Below are 23,301 nucleotides of genomic sequence, written 5' to 3'. Positions count from 1 at the left end.
ATTTAATTATATTACGAAGTTATTAATTTCTGGCATATTTCACTTAGATGATGTCATAGAATTAGATTGTCTAGGCTTGTATGATGGTGAAATTTTATTTGGGAGGGGATCCTTTGGAAAAGGTAGATATCTTTAATGATATTTCCAAACGGACGAATGGTGATATTTATCTGGGAGTAGTGGGGGCTGTACGGACTGGTAAATCTACATTTATAAAGAAGTTTATGGAATTAGTAGTCTTACCGAACATGGAAGAGGAGTCTGAAAGGGAACGTGCGTTAGATGAGCTTCCGCAAAGTTCAGCTGGAAAAACTATCATGACCACAGAACCGAAATTTGTTCCTAACCATGCAGCTACAATTAATATTGATGACCATCTGGATATACGTGTCCGTATGGTGGACTGCGTCGGCTATGCTGTAAAAGGCGCTGTTGGTTATGAGGACGAACATGGTCCGCGTATGATCCATACACCATGGTATGAAGAAGCCATTCCTTTTCAAGAAGCAGCGGAAATCGGTACTCAAAAAGTTATCCAGGAACATTCAACCATTGGAATTGTAGTAACTACTGATGGGACGATTGGAGAAATCGCACGTGCCGACTACGTAGAGGCTGAAGAAAAAGTAGTCGAAGAGCTCAGAGAAGTTGGTAAACCTTTTATCATGATAGTTAATTCAGCTCAACCTCATGCCGATAGTACAGAGCGACTGAGAAGTGAACTATCCGAGAAATATGATATCCCAGTTTTGGCGCTGTCGGTCGAAAGTATGAGAGAGCAAGATGTACAAAGTGTTCTTAGAGAGGCATTGTTTGAGTTTCCTGTGCTTGAGGTCAATGTAAACCTGCCGAGCTGGGTAATGGTGCTTGATTCTAGACACTGGTTAAGAAACAATTTGCAAAATGCTATTGAAGACACAGTGAAAGACATTAAACGGCTTCGTGACGTAGATACGGTCATAGGAAACTTTGATCACTATGAATATATTACTGGAGCCCATATTTCTGGAATGGATCTTGGAGAAGGCGTGGCAGAAATTGACCTGCAGGCTCCTGAACATCTTTATGACCACGTGCTGAAAGAGATTGTGGGCGAGGAAATTCGGGGCAAAGATCATCTTTTGGAAATTATGCAGGATTTCGCCATCGCCAAAAGAGAGTATGACCAAGTAGCGGATGCTTTGCAGATGGTGAAACAAACCGGCTATGGCATAGCAGCTCCATCTTTAGAAGATATGTCTCTGGAAGAGCCTGAAATAATCCGTCAGGGTTCAAGATTCGGCGTTCGGTTAAAAGCAGTCGCCCCTTCCATTCATATGGTGAAAGTCGATGTACAGTCTGAGTTCTCGCCAATTATAGGTACAGAGAAACAAAGCGAGGAACTTGTGAGGTATTTGATGCAGGATTTTGAAGAGGACCCATTATCTATTTGGAACTCAGATATATTTGGACGTTCGTTAAGCTCAATTGTTCGCGAAGGCATTCAGGCTAAACTTGCTTTAATGCCAGAAAATGCAAGATATAAATTGCAAGAAACGCTGGGGAGGATTATTAATGAAGGCTCCGGCGGCATGATAGCCATCATCCTATAACGGCTCCCAGTGGGCCGTTTTAATTTTTTTGTACAAATTTTTTTATATAATAAAGGGATTTCTTGCTCCTGTGTCGTAATAACTCGTATGGAATGTTTGAGATAGAGCAAAACCCCTTCACATCAGTGGTTTAGGCTTCTTGCACCTGTGTCAGGTTTATGGTAAGCTACTCTTGAACTGAAGTGGAATTCACTCCTGTAAATCGCTTTGTAACGCGATTGTTAAAGGATTCTCTATTGAATTTCGTTGGAAACTCGTTTAGTATAAGGCTTGTCATCATTTGATGACTGCTACATCAACATTTATAGTGGTTCTTTCCACTTGAATGAGATTAACCCTCTTGAGAGGAGGTGAATGTCATGAACAAAACAGATCTAATCAACGCTGTATCTGAAAAAACAGATCTTTCTAAGAAAGATGCTACACAAGCTGTCGACTCTGTATTCGAATCTATCATGGATTCACTTAAAGATGGTGAGAAAGTTCAGCTTATTGGATTCGGTAACTTTGAAGTTCGTGAGCGTGCGGCACGTAAAGGTCGTAATCCACAAACTGGTGAAGAGATCGAAATCTCTGCTAGCAAAGTTCCTGCTTTCAAACCAGGAAAAGCCCTTAAAGACGCGGTAAAATAAAAAGCTACATAGGGCTTTGGAAAAGGGTGCATTGTGCACCCTTTTTTTCTTATTAACAAACGTTATGTTTAAAAAAGATTTGAATGTTTTGACAACAAAATACTTCTAAGAGATAGTAGTAATTAAAGAAAGGAGATTGTTGCAAATGACAACTTCTAGTAATGACTTTTTTGTTATTAAAGCTTTAGAAGACGGTGTAAATGTTATAGGATTAACGCGAGGAACAGACACAAGATTCCATCATTCTGAAAAACTTGATCAGGGTGAAGTAATGATAGCCCAATTTACTGAACATACTTCTGCCGTTAAAGTTCGTGGCAAAGCCGTCATCCAGACAAGTCATGGTGAAATGACGAACGAAGGGGAAGAATAGGCTCTCAATGCGTATAGAGAAGCTACATAAAAAGCGTTTGAAGGTGAATTGTGCTATAATGGGTATGGTTTATTAGTGTTCACGAAGGGACCAGGTGATCAAGTTGAATTCCTCAGATCATTACATCAAACAACTGAAACAAAAAATTGAATCAAAAGTTCGCCATCCTTTTTTGGCGCGTTTTATACCGGAACCTGCTGTTGATGAGGATAAGCTGGTAATTTTATCTTCGATTATGGATCATACCAGTCTTTCTTCCGTAAAGAAGGAACAGTATATTATTACCACTATGCTGGTTCAAATAGCTTTGGACACACATGATCTTGTAACACTTACAGAAGATGAAGATGACCAGGAAACCATCAGGAACCGACAGTTAACTGTTTTAGCAGGGGACTATTACAGTGGACTCTATTATTACTTATTGTCTCAACTTGAGGATATACCCATGATTCAAACGCTTGCAGGTGCTATTAAAGAAATTAACGAATTAAAAATGGAGCTATACTATAAAGATGTAGAGTCATTTCAAGAGTTTCTTAACGGTCTAAAGAAAATAGAATCGTTACTCATTCAAAGAGTGGCTTCTTATGTTCAAAGGACAACAATAAATGATATGGCAGGAGAATGGCTCCTGGCAAAAAAACTTCTTGAAGAGAAGAAAAGTTATCAGGAAGGTAAATTTTCTCCACTCATCGATGTATTAGTTAAGCGGCCGGGTATTCTGGGGAATAGTGGACAAGTAATCGTAAACATTGAGCAAATACTCCAGAGTCACGTGCATCGGCTGGAAGCAACGGCCTCTCAGCTGCCGATTCATTTTAACTGGCTCAAAACCCATGTCCACTCTGCTATTCATCAATTCAATCAGAGACAGATTGCGGAAGAAGGTTAAATATGGGCTCACAAACTAAAGAAGAACGTGTTCATCATGTATTTGAACAAATATATAATCGATACGATCAGATGAATTCCATTATTTCTTTTCAACAGCATCGTTTATGGCGAAGAGATGTGATGAAAAGAATGAATGTAAGCGAAGGAGACCGAACGCTTGATTTGTGTTGCGGTACGGGAGATTGGACAATGGCTTTAGCAAAAGAGGTCGGTCCAACCGGAAAAGTAGTAGGGCTGGACTTTAGCGTCAATATGCTTTCAGTGGCCATTAAAAAGAAAATGGCGTTAAAAATGAGACAAGTAGAATTTGAGCACGGCAACGCTATGGAATTGCCTTTTGAAGATGATCAATTTGATTACGTTACGATTGGATTCGGTTTAAGAAACGTTCCGGATTATAGGCAGGTTCTTTCAGAGATGCTACGGGTGGTAAAGCCTGGCGGAAAGGTTGTCTGCCTGGAAACCTCGCAGCCGGAAAATCCTGTTTTTAAATCTATTTATTATTTCTATTTTAGAAATATCATGCCTTTATTTGGAAAGCTTTTCGCTAAAAGTTATCAAGAATATAGCTGGCTCCATGAATCGGCTAAAGATTTTCCCGGGAAAAACGAATTAAAAGATCTGTTTGAGGATATCGGTTTTAAAAACGTAATAGTCAAATCCTATACGGGTGGCGTTGCGGCCATGCATATGGGTGAAAAGCAATAATTAAGGATGAAGCACAATGAAATTAGCCATGATCTACTCATTTCTGAAAAACGATTTATCTTCTATAGAAACTGCTGTAAATGAGACCATACAGTCAGATAACCCGGTGCTACGTGAAGCTTCGAGCCAACTGCTCCAGGCTGGTGGAAAGCGTATAAGACCAGTATTTGTTCTGTTAGCCGGTAAATTTGGCAATTATGATATTGAACGTATGAAGGCTGTAGCAGTGTCATTAGAACTTATCCATACTGCTTCTCTCGTTCACGATGATGTAATTGACGAATCAGAACTCCGAAGAGGAGAGCCTACAATAAAGTCACGATGGGATAACCGAATCGCTATGTATACAGGCGATTATATTTTTGCGCGCTCTCTTGAAAACCTATCTACTCTTGAAAACCCGCGGGCGCATCAGATTTTAGCTAACACCATGGTTGAACTTTGTTTAGGTGAAATTGAGCAAATCAGGGATAAATACAATGTTGATCAGAATTTACGTACATATCTTCGTAGAATAAAAAGAAAAACGGCTCTTCTGATTGCAGCTAGCTGCCGTTTGGGAGCTATTGCAGCCAACGTTACCCCCCGTGAAGAAAAAGCCTTATATCAATACGGATATTATGTGGGTATGTCTTATCAGATCATCGACGATGTTCTTGATTTTACATCATCCGAAGAAGAACTTGGCAAGCCAGCGGGGAGTGATCTTCTGCAGGGGAATATTACATTGCCTGTTCTATATTCTATGGAAGAAACCGATTATAGGGAGCGTCTGGAAGAATTATTTAATAGAAAAGATCAATTAACTCCAGAAGATATTAAACCATTGCTCGAGCGAATTAAAGCGAATGATTCTATCCCCCGGGCTCTGCAATTAAGTGACCGGTATTTAAAAAAAGCTTACGAATCCTTGGATAAGCTTCCACCAAATCGCGCTAAACAGACTTTAAAAGGGATTGCTAAATACATTGGAAAAAGAAGGGCATAATGTATTGCCTTCCCTTCCAAACTTTGATAGAATTTGCTATGGCACTTATTAAAAGCGCTTTCACACTATACATAAACTGAGGTGGATGACATGGAAAAGACTTTTTTAATGGTTAAGCCTGATGGAGTTCAACGTAATTTAATTGGTGAAATTACTTCCAGATTTGAAAAAAAGGGGTATAAATTAGCAGGTGCTAAACTCATGGTTATTTCAAATTCGTTGGCAGAGGAACATTATGGCGAACATAAAGACAAACCTTTCTTTAGTGAACTGGTAGAATTTATCACTTCCGGTCCTGTATTTGCTATGGTATGGGAAGGGGAGAATGTAATCGCCGGGGCTCGTCAGATGATGGGGGCCACTAAACCTTCCGATGCAGCACCAGGAACGATACGCGGGGACTTCGGGGTAACAGTGGGAAAAAACGTCATTCACGGATCCGATTCAGCTGATAGTGCTAAAAGAGAACTCGAACTGTTCTTCAACTCTGAAGAAATTTTAAATTATCAAAAAGATAACTTAAACTGGGTTTACTGAGTATAAATCCTTTCTAAAACCGCCTGGATCCAGGCGGTTTTTTAATGTGATAAATTACGGTCGATTATCGTTTACATACAAGTATGGTTCAGCTACTCTATTAGAGAATAGATTAGTTAGGATAAGGAGCCCGAGTTATGAATGAGGATTATGAAGAATTCGTCCAACTTTTACATACTCAAACGGATATTGATCTCTCCATGTACAAAGAAGCATAAATGAAATAAAGATTGACTTCGCTGCGGGATAAACGTGGGTATTCAACTTTTTTAAGTTATTATTCTTCCTTTCATTTCTATCCTCATCTATCGGAAGAGCTATTAGACAGGATGACTATAAACGTTTCAGAATTTTACCGTAATCGAAAGCGGATTGAATTTCTAGAAAAGTAAGTTCTTCCTTGTCTCTTGCAAAATAAAGACCATTTAAAAAGTTTGGAATGCCACGTGTTCTAGGGGGAGATCCTTTTACTCTGGCTATGATTATTAATCACTTTCTCCCTATGCAAAACATCGAGATTATTGCTGCAGATTAGGATAGATAGGCATTGGAGATAGCTAGACAAAGGGTTTATACTGAAAGATCTCTGAAAGAAGTACCTGAAGGCATACAAGGAAAGTACTTTGTAAGGGCTGGGATTTCTTATAATGTTAAAGATGAAGAAACTGTGTGACCTTTAAAAAACACAATTTGTTGGCGGATCCTTTTATATCTTCCTGTGATCTAATGTTTGCAGGAATGTGTTAATCTATTTTACTGAAGAAGCTAAGCACCATATTTACGAGAATTTCAGACGTTTGCTGAAAATGGAGGAATATTTTTTGTAGGTAGCATCGAGCAGATATTTTCGCCCCGAAGATATCAATTAGAAGTATTTGACACATTTTTTTATGAAAAAAACGGAAATCCAAAGTAGGTAAGCGTTTGCAAGGTCTTTTTATAAAAATTCGAACAATTTTGCGACACAAACGTTTATGCGTATGATATAGTAGTACGTAAAATTTATTGCTGAGATTAACTCAGCTCACTATACGATCAGGAGGGATGTTATCCATGCGTTATTTAACAGCAGGTGAATCTCATGGTAAGCAGTTGACAACAATTATAGAAGGGGTACCTTCCCATTTACCTTTGCTAAGCGAACAGATAAATGAATCTTTAATTAGACGGCAAGGTGGGTACGGCCGTGGAAAAAGGATGCAGATTGAAAAAGACTTGGTAGAGATTACTAGCGGGGTGCGACATGGTTATACGATGGGATCACCTATCACTTTGGTTGTCCACAACGACGATTTTAAACACTGGACTGATATCATGGGAGAAGATCCGCTTCCTGAAGATGCGAATATACGTAGAAAAGTAACGAAGCCGAGACCAGGACACGCTGATTTAAATGGTGGAATGAAGTACGGTCACCGTGACATGCGAAATGTTCTAGAACGATCTTCTGCGAGGGAGACAGCTGCCAGGGTTGGCGCAGGAGCCGTGGCAAAAGTATTGCTAAGTGAACTTGGAATCGAAGTTGCAGGATACGTTCGAGAAATTGCTGGCATCGTAAGTGATGTAGATGAAAGTCTGACGTTAAAGGAACGACGGGAAATATCTGAGAATTCACCTGTGCGTACTTTCGATGAAAGCGCAGCTGAAAAAATGAAAAAAGCTATCGATGACGCTAAAAAGGATGGAGACACCATCGGAGGGGTCGCCGAAGTTTATGTAGAAGGTATGCCTCCTGGACTTGGGTCTTATGTTCAGTACGACCGTAAGCTGGATGCTAGAATTGCCGGAAGTGTTATGAGCATAAACGCATTTAAAGGGGTAGAATTTGGAATAGGTTTCGATGCAGCCCGTCGAAACGGCAGTGACGTTCATGATGAAATCCTCTGGAGTGAAGAACGAGGCTATTACAGACGCACGAACCGTCTTGGAGGTTTCGAAGGAGGTATGACCACTGGTATGCCAATTGTGGTTAAAGGGGTTATGAAGCCTATCCCTACTCTTTATAAGCCGCTTCAAAGTGTGGACATCGATACTAAAGAGCCATTTAACGCAAGTATTGAACGTTCAGACTCGTGTGCTGTTCCTGCAGCCTCTGTGGTTATGGAACATATTGTAGCTTTCGAATTGGCTAAGGCTATTACGGAAGAATTTCCATCTGATTATTTTCCAAGGTTAAAACGTGCCATTGATGATTATCGCAAGGAAGTCAGGGAGTTTTAAATGAGCTCTTTGACTATTCATGCAAGCTCTCATGATTACGAAGTCATTATAGAAGAGGGGATTCGGCACGAACTTCTAAATTATATAGCCAGTGACTATCGTAAAGTATTAGTCATAACAGATGACAAAGTTTCTAATATATACTTGGATGACGTGGTCCGTGGACTAGGGAAAGAGCTGGATGTTCACACTTCTATAGTTCCGTCTGGAGAATCATCTAAGAGTATGAGACAGTATGAGCGATTGCTTGATGCGTGTGTAGAAGTTCAGCTTGACCGTCACTCCTTAATTCTCGCGTTAGGAGGAGGGATGATTGGAGATCTGGTTGGGTTTGTAGCTTCTACTTATTTAAGAGGGATTGATTTTATCCAAATGCCTACGACGATCTTGGCACATGACAGCAGCGTGGGAGGAAAAGTAGCGATCAACCATCTTAAAGGCAAAAATCTGATTGGGAGTTTTTATAATCCTGTAAAAGTTATTTATGATACCGAAACATTGTTTACGCTTCCGGCAGAAGAGATACGTTCTGGGTATGGAGAAGTCATTAAGCATGCTTTTCTAAGCAGCGAAGAATGGTGTAGTAACCTTCTTCAAGTTTCACTAGACAATATATCTAGTGAACAGATAAAAGATGACCTTATGAAAGGCATTAAGGTCAAGGCAGGAATCGTAGAGAGTGACGAGCGTGAAAAAGGAATACGAAGGTATCTAAACCTGGGGCATACTCTGGCACATGCGGTAGAGTCTGAGCTTGGATACGGAAAAATCACCCATGGAGAGGCAGTTGGTATTGGGTTATGGTTTGCCTTACGTGTAAGTCAAAGGAAACTGGACGCATCGCTGCCAGTGGACCGCTATCGCGATTGGTTAAAGTCCAATCATTATCCTTTCGATATTCTTAAGGACTTAGAGGTGGATACTTTACTTAAACGAATGAAGTGGGACAAAAAAACGGTTCATCAGAAAATTAATTATGTCCTGTTGAATCAGATCGGAACTCCGTGCGTTGTCGAATTAAGCGACCAGGAAATACAAACAGACTTGAATCTATTTATTAAAGAGGTGAGAGCCACATGATCCGAGGAATCAGAGGGGCTACTACAGTGTCAGTAAATAGATCAGAAGAGATCATAGACAAATCTGTAGAACTAATGCACGATCTTATTCGTCAGAATCAAATTCAGCCAGAGCAAGTTGTATCCGTTTATTTCACAGTTACAGAGGACCTGAACGATGGCTTCCCAGCTAAATCCCTGAGGCAAATAGAGGGATGGACTTATGTCCCTGTTATGTGTATGAGAGAAATTCCGGTTCCCGGGAGTTTACCTAAGTGTATCCGAGTAATGGTAACAGCTGAAACCGATGCAGCACAGCATCATATTAAGCATATTTATCATTATGAAGCCAAGCAGCTTCGACCGGATTTAAAGAGTTGAGAGGAGCGTTCCTGTATGAAAGCTAAAGACATTTTAAGAGATATGAAACCTTACAAACCAGGAAAAGGAATAGAGGAAGTAAAAAAAGAATACGGTCTTGAACGAATCGTTAAGCTAGCTTCTAACGAAAACCCATTTGGATTTTCTCCTAAGGTGAAACAAGAACTACCTGAGTTAATCGCTAACTTAGAAATTTATCCTGATGGATATGCAGCGGCAGTACGGAGAAAGGTAGCTGAATTTATTAATGTGAATGATAATCAGCTTATTTTTGGAAATGGGTCTGATGAAGTTGTGCAGATTATATGCCGCACGTTTTTAGAGCCGGGAGCTAATACGATTATGGCAGCACCTACATTTCCTCAATATCGGCACAACGCTTTGATAGAAGGTGCTGAAGTGAGAGAGGTTCCATTAGTAGACGGCCATCATGACCTTGATGAAATGCTAAGGCAGATCGATGCTCAGACCAGGGTGTTGTGGATTTGTACGCCTAATAATCCTACTGGGGTACATATCGAAAGTGAAAAGCTTAAAGCAGTAATGGATGCTTGCCCCGACCACGTTTTAGTAGTTCTAGATGAAGCTTATTATGAGTATTTGGAAACAGATGACTATTTTGATTCTTTAGCTGCATTGGACAACTATGCCAACCTTATTGTCCTGCGCACATTTTCAAAAGCTTATGGCTTGGCTGGACTTCGAATCGGATATGGAGTGGGGCACCCAGACGTGATCCGCATGCTGGAACCTTCACGTGAGCCGTTTAATACGACGACCGTTTCTCAGGCCGCTGCCATTCTGGCTTTGGATGACCAGCAATTTTTACAGACGTCGCTCGAAGAGAATAAGAAAAATAAAAAAGCTCTCATGAAGTTTTGTGACGAGAATGGCTTATCCTATTATGATTCACAAGCCAATTTTTTGCTTATTCATCTTCCGATCAGCGGGGACGAAATGTTTCAACATTTGCTCGCAAAAGGTTTTATTGTGCGTTCAGGGGAAGCGTTGGGACTTCCTAATACGATCCGTCTAACGATCGGCCGTTCGGAGGATATGGCCGTTATCCAGGAAGAAATGAAACAGAAACTAGTATCAGGAGTAAAGTAATGAAGCAGACAGTATTAATCGTGGGCTTAGGTCTCATTGGCGGCTCTCTTGCAATGAACGTTTCAAAAAAAGAAAATGTTCATGTAATTGGCATTGACCAGGACCCTGAAACGATAAGTATGGCTAAGAAGCAGGGAGTTATCCATAGTGACTCACATGATTTTGCCCATGCCGTGAAGCAGGCAGATGTGTGTGTTCTGGCCACCCCTATTTCAATAACCATCCAATATTTAAAACAATTAGAATCCATCGAGCTTTCTAAATCCCTGCTGGTCACGGATGTATCCTCAGTAAAAAACAATGTACTGGAAGCTGCAAATAACTTAAGTCACTCTAAAGTCTCTTTTGTGGGCGGGCACCCAATGGCAGGTTCTCATAAACAGGGGTACACCGCTGCTAAACCTCATTTATTTGAAAATGCTATATATGTGCTTACGCCTTCGCTTCACGCATCTGTTCATGAAGCAGAGAGGTTGAAGGAATTATTCTCCGAAACGGAAGCAAGGTTCTTGACCTTTTCCACTAAAGAGCATGATGAGATGACTGCTGTAATATCTCATTTTCCTCATCTAATTGCTTCTTCGCTGGTCCATCAGGCAAAACAGTGGCAGGAAACTCATCCTTATATCGAACAACTGGCTGCAGGAGGATTTAAAGATATTACCAGGATTGCTTCTAGCAACCCTAAACTCTGGCAGGATATTTTCTTCCAAAACCGTAATTTGCTAATTTCTATGCTGGATGATTGGATAAAGGAAATGGATAAGGTTAAAAACTTTTTGCAAAATGAAGAGAGTGAACGGACATATAAGTATCTCTTAGACGCTAAGCATTACCGCGATGATTTGCCTGTAAGAGACAGAGGGGCGATCCCAGCTTTTTATGATATTTATGTGGATATCCATGACCAACCTGGTGCGATCTACCATGTGATAGGTTTATTAGCGGATGAAGAAATTAGTATTAAAAACATTCAGATCCTGGAAATTCGCGAAGGGATTACAGGTGTGCTGCGAATTAGTTTCGCTGCAAGTGATGAGCAATGGAAAAGTAAAAAAGTGCTTGAAGCCCATCAATATGAAGTGATGATACAACAATAAGGGGTGTGTAACATGTCAGCCATAGAGTTAGGTCCTCCAACAAAAAGTTTGAAGGGTAGTCTCACTGTGCCCGGGGATAAATCTATTTCCCATCGGGCAGTGATATTTTCATCATTGAGCCAAGGCGTTTCTAAAATTACAAACTTTTTAACAGGTGAAGATTGTATGCGGACGGTGGAAGCTTTTAGACAGCTTGGTGTTCAAATAGAGCAGTCAGGGGATGAGTTGACTGTATATGGGAAAGGGATTCCACATTTAAAAGAAGCTGAATTACCAATAAACTTCGGGAACTCAGGCACTACAGCCCGATTGATGAGCGGAGTTTTGGCTGGACTTCCGTTATTTAGTTCTGCATACGGGGACCCGTCTTTATCTAAGCGTCCTATGGATCGCGTAGTCCATCCTTTGCGTGAGATGGGTGCAAGTATTTCTGGACGTAAGCATGCTTCTGTGCTGCCTCTGGCATTTGAAGGAACGAAATTAAAAGGCACTACACATTATTTACAAGTAAGGAGCGCACAAGTAAAATCAGCTCTTCTTCTGGCTGGCATGCTTGCAGAAGGAAAAACGACTGTTGTGGAACTTGGAATAACAAGAAACCATACCGAGATGCTGATGTCTCAATTTGGAATTAACATCAATGTAGAAGGTTCTAAGATTACTATACAGGGAGGCCAACAGCCTACAGCTTCTAATCTTAGAGTACCTGGGGACATTTCTTCAGCAGCGTTCTTTATTGTTGCTGGTGCCATAAGCTCAGACAGCTCGATCACAATAAAAGACGTTGGGCTTAATTCTACTAGAGATGGAATTATTCAGGTAATGAAACACATGGGGGCTTCTGTGGAGGCTAACATCCATTCTTATGTTGGCGATGAACCCGTCGGTGATATTCAAATTAAGTCGTCTTCTCTAAAAGGTGTCAGAATTGAAGGAGAAATGATTCCAAATTTAATTGATGAAATTCCAATCGTTGCCCTGGCAGCTACGCAGGCAGAAGGGACTACTGTTATAAAAGATGCTCGTGAATTAAGGTTTAAAGAAACCGATCGAATTGCAGCAGTTGCGAATAATCTAAGAGCAATCGGGGCTCATGTAGAACCACAGGAAGATGGAATGATTATCCATGGGCCGACTCCTCTAAAAGGAGGAAAAGTCGATTCATTCGGGGACCATAGAATCGGCATGATGGGAGCGATCGCATCCCTCGTTTGTGATGCCCCAGTTACGATTGAGGACAAAGAGTGTATTAATATCTCTTACCCGACTTTTTTTGACCATTTAAATCAACTGACCAATTAAATAGTTTTCATAGTTTTCAGTAAGCTCTCATACGATATAAAAAGCCTGATGGAGGTTTGAATCGTATGGGAGCTTATTCGTTTAGTGCTTATGTAGAGAAAGAGGGTGGAGGAGAGGTAGAGGAACGGCTGGTTTATGGAGAGAAGTTTGTTCGTAATCATTCAGGAAGCAAACCTTATGTTCATATGAATACGGATGGATTCTTTGTAACCCCTGGGTATGTAATGCTTGATAACTTTGAGCCAATTTCCTTTAGTTCTACTCCGGAAGAAACAGCTGGGAATTACATAAAAAGAGGGTGTTCACTACTTCTTATTCAACACCTAGTGACTAGCATACGCCACTATCGTCAGCTTTATGACGAATTTCTAAATAAATTATCCGGAATTCCAGTAAACTATATGGTAGTGCCAGTCATAAACGCTAAGCTTATAAAAGCTGAGATGGTTCGATTTTTTGCTAGGAAAGGTTGCCCCTTTTTATGTATTGAAGTGGATTTAATCAATGACTTGAAAAATGTATCCTGGGAATGGCTGGTCCAGGCTCAGGCGTACAAGAGAATTCCGCTGACTATCCGTGTCAAAGATTCTGAAAATACGTCGAACAACTATTCAGAATTATGGTCTTCACTTAGTAAACAGTATGGTATCATTAAGTTATCAGAGTTACAGGATGATGAAATAGTTTCGTTTCAAAATCTAAAGGATAGTGGGATTTTTCCTAGTCGCGGTCGTTTTACATCAGGTGGGCAGGCTGATTATAATTTGTTTTGGAAGATTCAACATTCTTTAATTGATGAACAGGAGAAATTCATTTATCATAACCCTGTTCCAAATGTAACGATTATGAATGGGCAGGTTAAACAAGTCAATCAAACCTTGGTTGACCGTAAACCAGGCACACATATTCAAGTGAAACTTCACAAGCATTTTGTTTAACAGAGAAAGGATGTCATCATGGAGGAAATACAAAAAGCAATTCGTCAGATGGAAGCCCATAAGACGGAAGATGCAATAGAAACTCTAACACAATATTTACCACATGCGGATGAAGAAGAGCGCTTCACCATTGCAGAACTCTACATTCAATGGGGAATGATGGATGAAGCGAAAATGGTTCTTCAAGAGCTAATTCAACGCTATCCAAAAGAGCAGGAATTGAAAGTGATGATGGCAGAGATTCATATCGACTTAGGGGAAGATGATGAAGCGATAGAACTACTGAATCAATTCGGTCCTGAAGATGAAGATTATCTGCAAGTACTCGTTCAGTTAGCTGATTTATACCAGGCTCAAGGATTGTACGAAGTAGCTGAGCAAAAGTTATTAACTGCTAAGCAAGTAGAACCTAATTCGGCCATTATCGACTTTGCTTTAGGCGAACTGGCTTTTTCAAACGGAGAATACTCAAAATGTGTCCCTTACTACGAGAACGCTATGCATCATCAGCCGGTAATAGGGGATATAGAAGTAGCAACACGTTTAGCAGAAGCATATGCAGCCAATGGTGAATTTGAACAATCTCTCGAATACTACCAAAACGTGGAAGAAGAGAATCCAGATGTAATGTTCCGCTATGGCTTTGTTGCTTTTCAAGCTAATCGTAATGATATAGCCATTAAGGTCTGGGAACAGTTGATTGATAAAGACCCATATTTTCATTCCGTTTACCCTCACCTGGCACAGGCTTATGATTCGGAAGGCATGCCACAGGAAGCTCTGGATATGGCCAAAAAAGGCTTGGCAAAAGATGAATTTAATAAAGAACTCTATCATCTAGCTGGTACATTAACTCATAAACAAGGAAACAAAGATGAAGGTTACAGGCTGATGAGAGAAGCAGTAGCACTGGACCCAGGCTATAAGGAAGCGGTTTTATTTCTGATAGAGAACTTTAAAGAAGATGCTGACTATGAAGCGGTTATTGAACTTATTAATCAGTTGATCTCTCTCGGTGAGGAAGACCCCAATTATCTTTGGGAACTTGCCCAGGCTTATGAAGAGGAAGAGCAGTTTAAAGAAGCTTACGAGCAATATCAGCAGGCCTACCCTTCATTAAAAGAAGATACAGCATTCTTAAAAGCCTATGGATACTTCCTGATTGAAGAAGGCCGTATGGAGGAAGGACAGGAAGTATTTAGAGAATATTTAGCAATTGACCCCGCGGATACTGAAATTGAAGACTTTTTGGCGAGGCTTATGGAGCAAGAATGATTTGAATAATGAGGCGCGGGAGGGGCGCATATGCAAACACCTATATCTGTTGATGAAAAAAAAGACTTCGTCCGGTGGTTTCTAAATCATTATCAATTAAAAAAACGTGAAAGTGTATGGATCCTTAATTATTTGATGAATCATGAATCCTTACTTTCCAGTGTTCATTTTGTCCAGGAAGTGAAGTTCTGTCCCAGAGGTATGGAGATAAGTGCTCAAGGTGTATCCGATCCCCCATTTCGATTTTATAAAGGGCAAGTCATGACTAATGATGCAGAGAAGTCGTTCCACGATTTGAGAATGAATCAAGATGAACCCGTCTACATTCAAATGAATTTCGATAATGCTCAGCAAAGTTCTAAATATGCTCTTGTATTAGAGGAAAACCCTTACCTTCCTAAAGATTATTATTTGAATGAGCGGGATAAAAACGAAGCAGAACGCTTGTTATCATTAAGTCTTCTCAAACACAGACAGAAAGAGTTGGAAGGGAAAATTGATGCTGCTTTAATTGATGGTGAAAGAAATAAATTCAAAGAATTGTGTAATGAATTAAGCAGTCTGAAACAGGATTTAAATACTTTCTTATAATATGCACTAGTCAGGAGCATTTTTTATCGCTCCTGACTTTTATTTTTTCGACAATCTAGTACAATAGAGAGGAGAAAGGCAGGAGATGATGGCCCGTGCGATGGACAGAGAAAGATATTAAACAATACTTACCTGAGAAAGAATATATTGATACTTTGTTAATTCCAATGATTCCTTTTGACCCAGCTTCTGATCAAATGATGGGGAAACAAGCGTTCCAAAGGGAAATCAATCAGATCTTTACCAGTCTAATTGAAAAAGAATATAAAGGACGTATATTTTTAGCTCCAGAGTATTATTACATAAGCGGAGCGGCAGAGACAGAAGTATCACGATTGAATAGCTGGATCAGTCAGTTTAGAAAACAGCCTTTTACACACGTGTTTCTTCTAACCTTTGATGCCAAATGGAAAAAACACGAAGATGAACTTACAGGAAAATTGGTATGGGTCCCCGCTATTCAAAGTGGCAATATCCAATCCACAGAAACGCAATCGTTTGTGAAAGAACAAGCCGGACAAATCAGTGAACTAATCCAGGCATACTGGTAACAGAAAAGTTACGATAAGGCTTGATAATTTATTGACCGCGCCTTTAGATTGCGCTATCATGGTAATGTCCTAGTAAACTGTGTGTAAAATATCCATGTCATATGGATTACAGCATAGAGGGGGGAAAAGAATGAGCGATAAAAAACGAGTATCCCGTCGTCAATTTTTGAACTACACACTGACTGGTGTAGGCGGCTTCATGGCAGCCGGAATGCTTGCACCAATGGTTCGGTTCGCAATTGATCCAGTATTGCAAACCAAAGAAGGCGGAGAAATGCACTCCGTTGCATCTGTTGATGAGATTACTAATGAACCAACAAGGGTGGAATGGACCATTGACCAGGTTGATGCTTGGTATGAATCAGAGGTTCAGAAAACAGCCTGGGTGTACAGAAATGAAAATGATGAGATTGTGGCACTTTCTCCGATCTGTACCCATTTAGGCTGTACGGTAGACTGGGCTTCTAACGAGGAATACCCAAACCAATTCTACTGTCCATGTCACGGTGGACGTTATACCAAGGATGGAGTGAACGTTAAAGGAACACCTCCTACAGCGCCACTTCCAGTGTATGAACACAAAGTTGAAGAAGGCATGCTTTACCTTGGAGAAGCACAATCTAGAAAGGGGGCGTAACTCATGCTGCAAAGACTTTATGACTGGGTGGACGAGCGTGTAGATATAACACCATTGTGGCGTGATATCGCCGACCACGAGGTTCCAGAGCATGTCAACCCAGCCCATCACTTTTCAGCTTTTGTTTATTGTTTTGGTGGACTGACTTTTTTCATTACAGTCATTCAAATTTTGTCAGGTATGTTTCTGACCATGTACTACGTACCAGATATTGAGAATGCTTGGAAATCCGTTTATTATTTACAAAGAGAGGTAGCATACGGTCAAATCGTCCGCGGCATGCACCACTGGGGAGCGAGTCTTGTTATCGTAATGTTATTCTTACATACGTTACGGGTATTCTTCCAAGGCGCATACAAGAAACCTCGAGAGCTAAACTGGGTAATCGGAGTTCTGTTATTCTTCGTAATGCTTGGTCTTGGTTTCACAGGGTACCTGCTTCCATGGGATAACAAAGCATATTTCGCTACTCAAGTAGGTCTTGAGATTGCGGCTGCAACACCATTTATAGGAGATGCGATACGAACGTTACTTGCGGGTGATCCATCGATCGTTGGGGCGCAAACCCTTACACGTTTCTTTGCGATCCACGTTTTCTTCTTGCCGGCCGCTTTGTTCGGATTAATGGCCTTTCACTTTATCCTAATCCGTAAACAAGGAATTTCCGGTCCACTATAAAATGTAAGTTAAAAAAGGAGGGAAAGCTGTGCATAGGGGAAAAGGGATGAAGTTCGTCGGTGACTCTAGAATTACCGCCGAATCTAAAGCCAATTTACCAAAAGACTACTCAGAGTATCCAGGCCGTACCGAAGCGTTCTGGCCTAACTTCCTTCTTAAGGAATGGCTCGTAGGTTCCGTGTTTCTAATCGGTTTCCTTATTCTGACTGCTGCTCATCCGTCACCTTTAGAGCAACAGGCCGATCCAACTAACGCAGGTTATATTCCATTGCCTGACTGGTATTTCTTATTTTTATACCAATTTTTGAAATATGAATTTGCGGGTGGAGAGTTTATTGTACTTGGTGCAATCGTTATGCCAGGGCTGGCTTTCGGAGCTTTATTACTTGCTCCGTTTCTTGATAGAGGGCCCGAACGCCGTCCGCATAAAAGACCGATTGCTGTTGGATTAATGCTCCTTGGATTTATTGCTACTTTCTGGCTGACATACGAATCTGTTCAACACGCTGATTATGAAACCCGTGCTGAAAAATACGGGGTTAATGTCGAAGCTGTAGAATCAGAAATCGACAAATCAGGCGAAGGTTATGCTTTATATGAAGCGAACTGTTTAAGCTGTCATGGTGACTCTTTACAGGGCCAAGGAAATTATCCATCTTTAATTGACTCTGAAAAATCTGTAGATGAAATTAAGGACATTGCTGTAAATGGAGTCGGACAGATGCCTTCAGGTATCTTTGGCGGCTCTGATGAAGAATTGCAAGTGTTAGCTGAATTTATTGCTAACGCCGGCTCAGGCGGAGGCGAAGGGTCCGGTGAAGGTTCAGGAGAAAGCTCTTCTGAAGGCGAAGGATCTGGTGAAGGCTCTTCTGAAGGTGAAGGATCAGGAGAAGGCTCTTCCGAAGGCTCAAGCGAATAAGTTTTAATTATAGCCGCGCTCTCGGAGCGCGGCTTAATTTATATAGGGGGAACCAAAGTTGAAAGAATTAGTTTCCTACATACTCACAAATCGTGGGTTTTTGATCTTACTATTTATCGTCAATCTACTTGGGACAATCTATGGATATATTTGGTATGGTAGTCAGTTAGCGGTTACAGAACCTAAATTTTTAATATTTGTGCCTGACAGTCCTACAGCCAGCCTGTTTTTTACAATTTTCTTAGGTTTTTATATCTTTAATCGGAATGTCCCATATATTGAGGCACTTGCTCTTATAACTCTTCTAAAATATGGACTATGGGCAGTGGTTATGAATGGGTTAACTTTTGCTGAATTTGGCACTCTCCCTTGGACAGGATATATGCTTATCGTATCTCATGCTGCTATGGCATTTCAGGGGCTATTATATGCTCCTTTTTATTCTATACGGATGAGACATGTCCTTGTTGCAGCCATATGGACACTGCATAATGATGTCATTGACTACGTATTTGAACAGATGCCTGTGTACCCTGCGATTATGAAGTATATGGATCAAATCGGGTATTTTACATTTTGGTTAAGCCTGGGATGCATAGGGGTGGCCTATATCGTTTCACAAAAGACTCACTCGGTCTAAATTATGCCCCTTCATCATAGACTCTCTATAAGACTTTTTAAGAGAGGGGAGAAGTGGAATGGGACGGGCAATATTGATCTTACTATGTTCCGTTATTTTCACACTCACACCGATGAATAAGCATCTTTACCTATCTGGGCATTCAGAGGATTGGACAGTCTTTTTCTTGCAGTACAAGCTTCTTATACAGGATGGAAAATACGAGTTAGCAAGCAAAGCATTGAATAACCGCAGGACCGAATTGGAAAACTACCTTGAAAGCCTCTCTCCTCAAAAAGAGGAGATTGGGAAAGAGTTACTCCAATCAGTGGTAACTAGTGAGCAAGGAGCTAATTCAGCTGATGCTGACCGATTGTTTATATTTATTGAAACGGTAAATCCAACGAACTATTTGGAAAATATAAATAACCTCGTCTTTAACTATAAAAAGAATCTGGATGCTGATTCCTACCTTACAGATGAAGAACTTCAAAATGAATGGGAGAAAGTTGTCCCAAGCCTTTTAACGTATTATTCATATGAACAGTTAATCCCGATTGGTGAACAACTATCGCAACTATCAGATGGAGATTCCTATCAAATCCGTGAAACCATGGCAGTGGAATTGGATCAACTGCCTGAAGCCTTGCCTGCTTTAAGTGGGGAAGCATTATTATGGACGGTATTGCTTATTGGAGGTACAATATTAATAACGCTAGCTTATGTAGCTGCTAGGAAATATCAAGCCATTGCCATTGTAAAAGGACCAATTAAGAGAGAAAATAGTTGATTTTTTTTACTAGTTTGACTAAAATTGACCTAAGAACTTTATTTACATCCAAGACGGAGGAATGAACCATGATGAGTTTTATTCTTTACTTCGCCCTGATTTTGATTATCCCGATATGGGCTCAGTCAAAAGTAAAGAGCACCTACAAAAAGTATTCAAAAGTAGCTATCTCCTCATCCATGTCAGGAGCGGAAGTAGCTAGAAAAATATTAGATGATAATGGTCTGTTTAATGTAGATGTAGAAGAAGTCAGAGGGCAGCTATCTGACCATTACGATCCTCGCTCTAAAGTTGTACGCTTATCTACAGATAATTTCCACGGGCGTTCAGCTGCCGGAGCTGCCGTTGCCGCTCACGAAGTAGGCCATGCGATTCAAGATGCTCAGGACTATGCGTTTTTACGTTTCCGCAGTGCGCTTGTACCTGTTGCGAGCTTCGGGTCAAACATCTCAATTTTCTTAATTATTGGTGGAGCTCTTCTTCAAATGACCGGCTTAATTTTTGCAGGGATTGTATTCTTTGCCTTTGCTGTGCTTTTCCAGCTGGTAACTCTGCCCGTTGAGTTTGATGCTTCTAATCGAGCAATGACTCAGTTGGTGTCTACTGGAGTTATTAGAAATGAGGAAGAACGTCCGACGAAGAAAGTATTGAATGCTGCGGCTATGACTTATGTAGCTGGTGCACTTGTAGCTCTAGCTGAACTGCTTCGCTTCATTTTCATGTTTTTTGGAATGGGAGAAGAATAATATAAAGTTATGCCCCGCCTCTCAATAGAAGCGGGGCATTTTTTTGGAGTGATTTACAACCTAGTCCCTGATTGGGTTTTTGTTTTCATCCAGCGTGAAACCTTCGCCCATTACGTCATGAACGTGACTGACTGCTACAAAGGCATGGGGGTCTATGTGATCAATAATGGTTTTTAAGCGAACAATTTCGTTCTTGCCAATCACACAGTAAAGAACGTCTCTTTTTTCACCTGAGAAAGATCCACGTCCTTCGAGAATAGTGATGCCGCGATCCATTTCCTGCATAACTTTTCTAGAAATTTCATCACTTCTACCAGAGATAATAGTTGTACCGCGTGCGGCGTAGGCTCCTTCCTGAATAAAATCGATAACCTTAGCTCCGATAAAAACGGCTACGAGTGTGTACATACCTTTAATCGGGTTTAAATAAGTAATAATAGAAACAAAAATAACGATCGCATCAAATACAAACATGGCTCGTCCCATGCTCCAGCCTAAGTATTTATTGATGAGGCGGGCGATAATATCTACGCCTCCTGTCGTTCCGCCGTACCGAAAGATAATGCCTAAACCTACTCCAATAAAAACACCTGCAAATAATGAAGCTAACGTGAGGTCAGATGATAAATTAAATTCAATCATATATATCTGGGAAACTCTGATAAATAAGGATACGGCTAGGATTCCAATTAATGAATAAAGGAATGTATTACGGCCGAGTATCCTCCAGCCTATGATTAAAACTGGGATATTGAGAATGATATTCATAAGGGCTGGATCCCAGTTAAATAAGTATAAAAGCAATAATGTAATACCAGTAAATCCTCCCTCACCGAGTTCATTTTGAATGTTAAAATGAACAAGACCAAATGAAAAAATAGCAGAACCAATTAAAATGAATAAAATGTTTTTAAGACGCAATCCGAAGATTTTAATACCTGCTCACCTCCATAAATGTCATACGTTTCTCATTATAGAGTTTTCTTAATGAACAGGCAATTCTAAGTCTTTAGTTAAAAAATTTGTCAAATCGCCCCCTTTTGGCTACCATTTATAGAGATACTACAGTAAAAAGGGGAGCGGATAACGTGAATTACACTACAGAAGATATCCAAAAGCGCGTGGACAAATACATATCCCAGTTTAAGGAGGGCTATTTTTCTCCATTAAGTTTACAAGCCAGGCTTACTGAAGAAGTTGGGGAAATGGCTCGTGAAATTAACCATCATTATGGGGAGAAGCAAAAGAAGGCGACAGAGAAAAACAAGGCATTAGAAGAAGAATTAGGCGACGTTCTTTTTGTCTTAACATGTTTTGCTAATTCTTTGGACATGGATTTATCGGAAGCATTCGAACAATCGATGAGTAAAATTGAAACACGAGACAAAGACCGTTGGACACGGAAAGAAGGAGAGAGTTCAAATGAGTAATAATATTAAGGTAATAGTAGCTGGGCCTCGAGGTAAAATGGGGACAGAAGCTCTGAAATTAATTGAAAAAGAAGAGAACTTAACGCTCGTTGCCTGTTTAGACCGTAAAAACGGAGGAAAAAATGTCGGTGAAATAGATAATCTCCCAAACCTGGATGCGCCTATTTTTGAGGATCCTGAGAAGTGTCTGAGTGAAATAGAAGCTGATGTACTCATTGACTTAACAACTCCTGAAAATGGATATAAGCACACAAAACTTGCCCTGGAACATGGTGTGCGTCCTGTTGTAGGTACCACAGGATTTACACCTGAGCAATTAGAGGAATTGAAACAGCTCGCGGAAGAAAAACAAATTGGCGCTGTAATCGCTCCTAATTTCGCGGTAGGGGCTGTCCTGATGATGCAATTCTCTAAATGGGCTGCTAAACATTTTCCAGATGTCGAAATCATTGAAAAACACCACGATCAGAAATTAGATGCTCCTTCTGGTACAGCTATAAAGACCGCTGAGCTAATTAGGGAAGTGAGAGAAAGTCATCATCAAGGTCACCCTAATGAAACTGAAAATTTAACTGGTGCCCGCGGTGCAGACTCTGATGGAATGAAAATCCACAGTATGCGTCTTCCTGGATTAATTGCTCACCAGGAAGTTGTTTTTGGAGGACTTGGTCAGACACTTACGATTAAACACGATTCCCATCATCGTGAGTCATTTATGAGTGGTGTTAAATTAGCCGCTGAAAAAGTCATGCACCTCGAAGTGCTGGTGTATGGCCTTGAACACTTATTAGACTAAAAGGGAGACGGAACGATGAATATTGCGTTAATCGCTCATGATAAGAAGAAAACAGATATTATACAGTTTGCTATAGCTTATAAAGAAACATTACAGAACCACCAGCTGTTTGCTACAGGGACGACCGGAAAACGCATAGCTGATTCATCAGGCCTTCCCATTACTAAGTTTTTATCAGGCCCTTTAGGAGGAGATCAGCAAATTGGAGCGAAAATTGCTGAAGACAAAATGGATATGGTTATTTTCTTTCGTGATCCTTTAACTGCCCAGCCTCACGAGCCGGATATCAGTGCCCTGCTTCGCCTATGTGATGTTCATCAGATCCCGCTTGCCACTAACCTGGCTGGAGCTGAAATACTCATTCATGCTCTCGATCGCGGTGATTTGGAGTGGCGGAAGATCATTAGAGAACAGAAGAAAGAGCAGGAGTGAT

At 40.6% G+C, this 23,301-nt stretch carries 27 protein-coding genes and 1 pseudogene; 27 read left to right on the top strand and 1 reads right to left on the bottom strand.

Going from position 1 to position 23,301, the window contains the following annotated elements:
* Positions 1-113: 113 nt before the first annotated feature.
* From spoIVA to BMZ06_RS03190, 24 genes and pseudogenes are all read left to right on the top strand, one after another.
* Complete coding sequence (gene spoIVA, locus BMZ06_RS03305) at positions 114-1,592, top strand: stage IV sporulation protein A (protein ID WP_089750101.1); 1,479 nt, start codon at positions 114-116, stop codon at positions 1,590-1,592.
* A 359-nt stretch (positions 1,593-1,951) separates the two neighbouring features.
* Positions 1,952-2,224: an HU family DNA-binding protein gene (locus BMZ06_RS03300; RefSeq protein WP_014643523.1), complete on the top strand. Its 273-nt coding sequence runs from the start codon at positions 1,952-1,954 to the stop codon at positions 2,222-2,224.
* 145 nt (positions 2,225-2,369) lie between these two features.
* Positions 2,370-2,597, top strand: a complete 228-nt coding sequence (gene mtrB, locus BMZ06_RS03295) for a trp RNA-binding attenuation protein MtrB (protein WP_089750099.1) — start codon at positions 2,370-2,372, stop codon at positions 2,595-2,597.
* Between the two features lie 94 nt (positions 2,598-2,691).
* The gene (locus BMZ06_RS03290) at positions 2,692-3,492 is read left to right on the top strand and encodes a heptaprenyl diphosphate synthase component 1 (RefSeq protein WP_089750097.1); all 801 of its coding nucleotides are present in this window, start codon (positions 2,692-2,694) and stop codon (positions 3,490-3,492) included.
* Between the two features lie 2 nt (positions 3,493-3,494).
* Positions 3,495-4,202, top strand: a complete 708-nt coding sequence (locus BMZ06_RS03285) for a demethylmenaquinone methyltransferase (protein ID WP_089750095.1) — start codon at positions 3,495-3,497, stop codon at positions 4,200-4,202.
* 16 nt (positions 4,203-4,218) lie between these two features.
* On the top strand, positions 4,219-5,190 hold the full coding sequence (hepT, locus tag BMZ06_RS03280) for a heptaprenyl diphosphate synthase component II (RefSeq protein WP_089750093.1): 972 nt from the start codon (positions 4,219-4,221) through the stop codon (positions 5,188-5,190).
* A gap of 90 nt (positions 5,191-5,280) precedes the next feature.
* Positions 5,281-5,727, top strand: a complete 447-nt coding sequence (ndk, locus tag BMZ06_RS03275) for a nucleoside-diphosphate kinase (protein ID WP_089750091.1) — start codon at positions 5,281-5,283, stop codon at positions 5,725-5,727.
* Positions 5,728-5,864: 137 nt separating this feature from the next.
* A pseudogene (locus BMZ06_RS03270) lies at positions 5,865-6,643 on the top strand (CheR family methyltransferase).
* Between the two features lie 137 nt (positions 6,644-6,780).
* The gene (gene aroC / locus BMZ06_RS03265) at positions 6,781-7,947 is read left to right on the top strand and encodes a chorismate synthase (RefSeq protein ID WP_089750089.1); all 1,167 of its coding nucleotides are present in this window, start codon (positions 6,781-6,783) and stop codon (positions 7,945-7,947) included.
* Entirely contained in the window at positions 7,948-9,027 is a 1,080-nt protein-coding gene (aroB, locus tag BMZ06_RS03260; protein ID WP_089750087.1) for a 3-dehydroquinate synthase, read from the top strand.
* Complete coding sequence (aroH, locus tag BMZ06_RS03255) at positions 9,024-9,386, top strand: chorismate mutase (protein WP_089750085.1); 363 nt, start codon at positions 9,024-9,026, stop codon at positions 9,384-9,386. The genes aroB and aroH overlap by 4 nt, the downstream gene beginning before the upstream one ends.
* A 15-nt stretch (positions 9,387-9,401) precedes the next feature.
* Complete coding sequence (gene hisC, locus BMZ06_RS03250; RefSeq protein ID WP_089750083.1) at positions 9,402-10,496, top strand: histidinol-phosphate transaminase; 1,095 nt, start codon at positions 9,402-9,404, stop codon at positions 10,494-10,496.
* Positions 10,496-11,596 (top strand): prephenate dehydrogenase, encoded by a 1,101-nt coding sequence (locus BMZ06_RS03245; RefSeq protein ID WP_089750081.1) that lies wholly within the window; start codon positions 10,496-10,498, stop codon positions 11,594-11,596. The genes hisC and BMZ06_RS03245 overlap by 1 nt, the downstream gene beginning before the upstream one ends.
* Before the next feature lie 12 nt (positions 11,597-11,608).
* Complete coding sequence (gene aroA, locus BMZ06_RS03240) at positions 11,609-12,898, top strand: 3-phosphoshikimate 1-carboxyvinyltransferase (protein WP_089750079.1); 1,290 nt, start codon at positions 11,609-11,611, stop codon at positions 12,896-12,898.
* 65 nt (positions 12,899-12,963) lie between these two features.
* Complete coding sequence (locus tag BMZ06_RS03235; protein ID WP_089750077.1) at positions 12,964-13,836, top strand: hypothetical protein; 873 nt, start codon at positions 12,964-12,966, stop codon at positions 13,834-13,836.
* An 18-nt stretch (positions 13,837-13,854) separates the two neighbouring features.
* On the top strand, positions 13,855-15,111 hold the full coding sequence (locus BMZ06_RS03230) for a tetratricopeptide repeat protein (protein ID WP_089750074.1): 1,257 nt from the start codon (positions 13,855-13,857) through the stop codon (positions 15,109-15,111).
* Positions 15,112-15,141: 30 nt separating this feature from the next.
* The gene (locus BMZ06_RS03225) at positions 15,142-15,702 is read left to right on the top strand and encodes a ReoY family proteolytic degradation factor (RefSeq protein ID WP_014643508.1); all 561 of its coding nucleotides are present in this window, start codon (positions 15,142-15,144) and stop codon (positions 15,700-15,702) included.
* Positions 15,703-15,797: 95 nt separating this feature from the next.
* Positions 15,798-16,253, top strand: coding sequence for a YpiF family protein (locus tag BMZ06_RS03220; RefSeq protein WP_089750072.1), 456 nt, complete (start codon positions 15,798-15,800; stop codon positions 16,251-16,253).
* Positions 16,254-16,383: 130 nt separating this feature from the next.
* Entirely contained in the window at positions 16,384-16,890 is a 507-nt protein-coding gene (locus tag BMZ06_RS03215) for a QcrA and Rieske domain-containing protein (protein ID WP_089750070.1), read from the top strand.
* Between the two features lie 3 nt (positions 16,891-16,893).
* Positions 16,894-17,568 carry a menaquinol-cytochrome c reductase cytochrome b subunit gene (gene qcrB, locus BMZ06_RS03210; protein ID WP_014643505.1) on the top strand — a complete coding sequence of 225 codons (675 nt, stop codon included), beginning with the start codon at positions 16,894-16,896 and terminating at the stop codon, positions 17,566-17,568.
* Positions 17,569-17,596: 28 nt separating this feature from the next.
* Complete coding sequence (locus BMZ06_RS03205; protein ID WP_089750068.1) at positions 17,597-18,487, top strand: menaquinol-cytochrome c reductase cytochrome b/c subunit; 891 nt, start codon at positions 17,597-17,599, stop codon at positions 18,485-18,487.
* A gap of 58 nt (positions 18,488-18,545) precedes the next feature.
* Positions 18,546-19,127 (top strand): lipoprotein heptaprenylglyceryl N-acetyltransferase LhaT, encoded by a 582-nt coding sequence (lhaT, locus tag BMZ06_RS03200; protein WP_089750066.1) that lies wholly within the window; start codon positions 18,546-18,548, stop codon positions 19,125-19,127.
* A gap of 58 nt (positions 19,128-19,185) precedes the next feature.
* Entirely contained in the window at positions 19,186-19,896 is a 711-nt protein-coding gene (locus tag BMZ06_RS03195) for a sporulation protein YpjB (protein WP_089750064.1), read from the top strand.
* A gap of 71 nt (positions 19,897-19,967) precedes the next feature.
* Positions 19,968-20,642: a zinc metallopeptidase gene (locus BMZ06_RS03190; RefSeq protein ID WP_089750244.1), complete on the top strand. Its 675-nt coding sequence runs from the start codon at positions 19,968-19,970 to the stop codon at positions 20,640-20,642.
* A gap of 60 nt (positions 20,643-20,702) precedes the next feature.
* Here BMZ06_RS03190 and BMZ06_RS03185 read toward each other — a convergent pair whose 3' ends face one another.
* Positions 20,703-21,572, bottom strand: coding sequence for a YitT family protein (locus BMZ06_RS03185; RefSeq protein WP_089750061.1), 870 nt, complete (start codon positions 21,570-21,572; stop codon positions 20,703-20,705).
* Between the two features lie 158 nt (positions 21,573-21,730).
* Between BMZ06_RS03185 and BMZ06_RS03180 the strand changes: the two genes are divergently transcribed.
* The 3 genes from BMZ06_RS03180 to BMZ06_RS03170 are packed head-to-tail and all read left to right on the top strand — an operon-like array spanning position 21,731 to position 23,300.
* Complete coding sequence (locus BMZ06_RS03180; RefSeq protein ID WP_089750059.1) at positions 21,731-22,072, top strand: nucleotide pyrophosphohydrolase; 342 nt, start codon at positions 21,731-21,733, stop codon at positions 22,070-22,072.
* Positions 22,065-22,868 (top strand): 4-hydroxy-tetrahydrodipicolinate reductase, encoded by an 804-nt coding sequence (gene dapB, locus BMZ06_RS03175; protein WP_089750058.1) that lies wholly within the window; start codon positions 22,065-22,067, stop codon positions 22,866-22,868. The genes BMZ06_RS03180 and dapB overlap by 8 nt, the downstream gene beginning before the upstream one ends.
* Before the next feature lie 15 nt (positions 22,869-22,883).
* The gene (locus tag BMZ06_RS03170; RefSeq protein ID WP_089750056.1) at positions 22,884-23,300 is read left to right on the top strand and encodes a methylglyoxal synthase; all 417 of its coding nucleotides are present in this window, start codon (positions 22,884-22,886) and stop codon (positions 23,298-23,300) included.
* Position 23,301 lies beyond the last annotated feature (1 nt).

It is taken from the genome of Halobacillus alkaliphilus (genome assembly GCF_900113125.1).
Classification (GTDB): Bacteria; Bacillota; Bacilli; order Bacillales; family Halobacillaceae; genus Halobacillus; species Halobacillus alkaliphilus.
This window is presented reverse-complemented; position numbering and strand designations above follow the sequence as displayed.

Coding starts and splice junctions, on each gene's coding strand:
- BMZ06_RS03300 (WP_014643523.1), top strand. CDS start 1,952: ATGAACAAAACAGATCTAATCAACGCTGTATCTGAAAAAACAGATCTT.
- mtrB (WP_089750099.1), top strand. CDS start 2,370: ATGACAACTTCTAGTAATGACTTTTTTGTTATTAAAGCTTTAGAAGAC.
- BMZ06_RS03285 (WP_089750095.1), top strand. CDS start 3,495: ATGGGCTCACAAACTAAAGAAGAACGTGTTCATCATGTATTTGAACAA.
- hepT (WP_089750093.1), top strand. CDS start 4,219: ATGAAATTAGCCATGATCTACTCATTTCTGAAAAACGATTTATCTTCT.
- ndk (WP_089750091.1), top strand. CDS start 5,281: ATGGAAAAGACTTTTTTAATGGTTAAGCCTGATGGAGTTCAACGTAAT.
- aroC (WP_089750089.1), top strand. CDS start 6,781: ATGCGTTATTTAACAGCAGGTGAATCTCATGGTAAGCAGTTGACAACA.
- aroB (WP_089750087.1), top strand. CDS start 7,948: ATGAGCTCTTTGACTATTCATGCAAGCTCTCATGATTACGAAGTCATT.
- aroH (WP_089750085.1), top strand. CDS start 9,024: ATGATCCGAGGAATCAGAGGGGCTACTACAGTGTCAGTAAATAGATCA.
- hisC (WP_089750083.1), top strand. CDS start 9,402: ATGAAAGCTAAAGACATTTTAAGAGATATGAAACCTTACAAACCAGGA.
- BMZ06_RS03245 (WP_089750081.1), top strand. CDS start 10,496: ATGAAGCAGACAGTATTAATCGTGGGCTTAGGTCTCATTGGCGGCTCT.
- aroA (WP_089750079.1), top strand. CDS start 11,609: ATGTCAGCCATAGAGTTAGGTCCTCCAACAAAAAGTTTGAAGGGTAGT.
- BMZ06_RS03235 (WP_089750077.1), top strand. CDS start 12,964: ATGGGAGCTTATTCGTTTAGTGCTTATGTAGAGAAAGAGGGTGGAGGA.
- BMZ06_RS03230 (WP_089750074.1), top strand. CDS start 13,855: ATGGAGGAAATACAAAAAGCAATTCGTCAGATGGAAGCCCATAAGACG.
- BMZ06_RS03225 (WP_014643508.1), top strand. CDS start 15,142: ATGCAAACACCTATATCTGTTGATGAAAAAAAAGACTTCGTCCGGTGG.
- BMZ06_RS03215 (WP_089750070.1), top strand. CDS start 16,384: ATGAGCGATAAAAAACGAGTATCCCGTCGTCAATTTTTGAACTACACA.
- qcrB (WP_014643505.1), top strand. CDS start 16,894: ATGCTGCAAAGACTTTATGACTGGGTGGACGAGCGTGTAGATATAACA.
- BMZ06_RS03195 (WP_089750064.1), top strand. CDS start 19,186: ATGGGACGGGCAATATTGATCTTACTATGTTCCGTTATTTTCACACTC.
- BMZ06_RS03190 (WP_089750244.1), top strand. CDS start 19,968: ATGAGTTTTATTCTTTACTTCGCCCTGATTTTGATTATCCCGATATGG.
- dapB (WP_089750058.1), top strand. CDS start 22,065: ATGAGTAATAATATTAAGGTAATAGTAGCTGGGCCTCGAGGTAAAATG.
- BMZ06_RS03170 (WP_089750056.1), top strand. CDS start 22,884: ATGAATATTGCGTTAATCGCTCATGATAAGAAGAAAACAGATATTATA.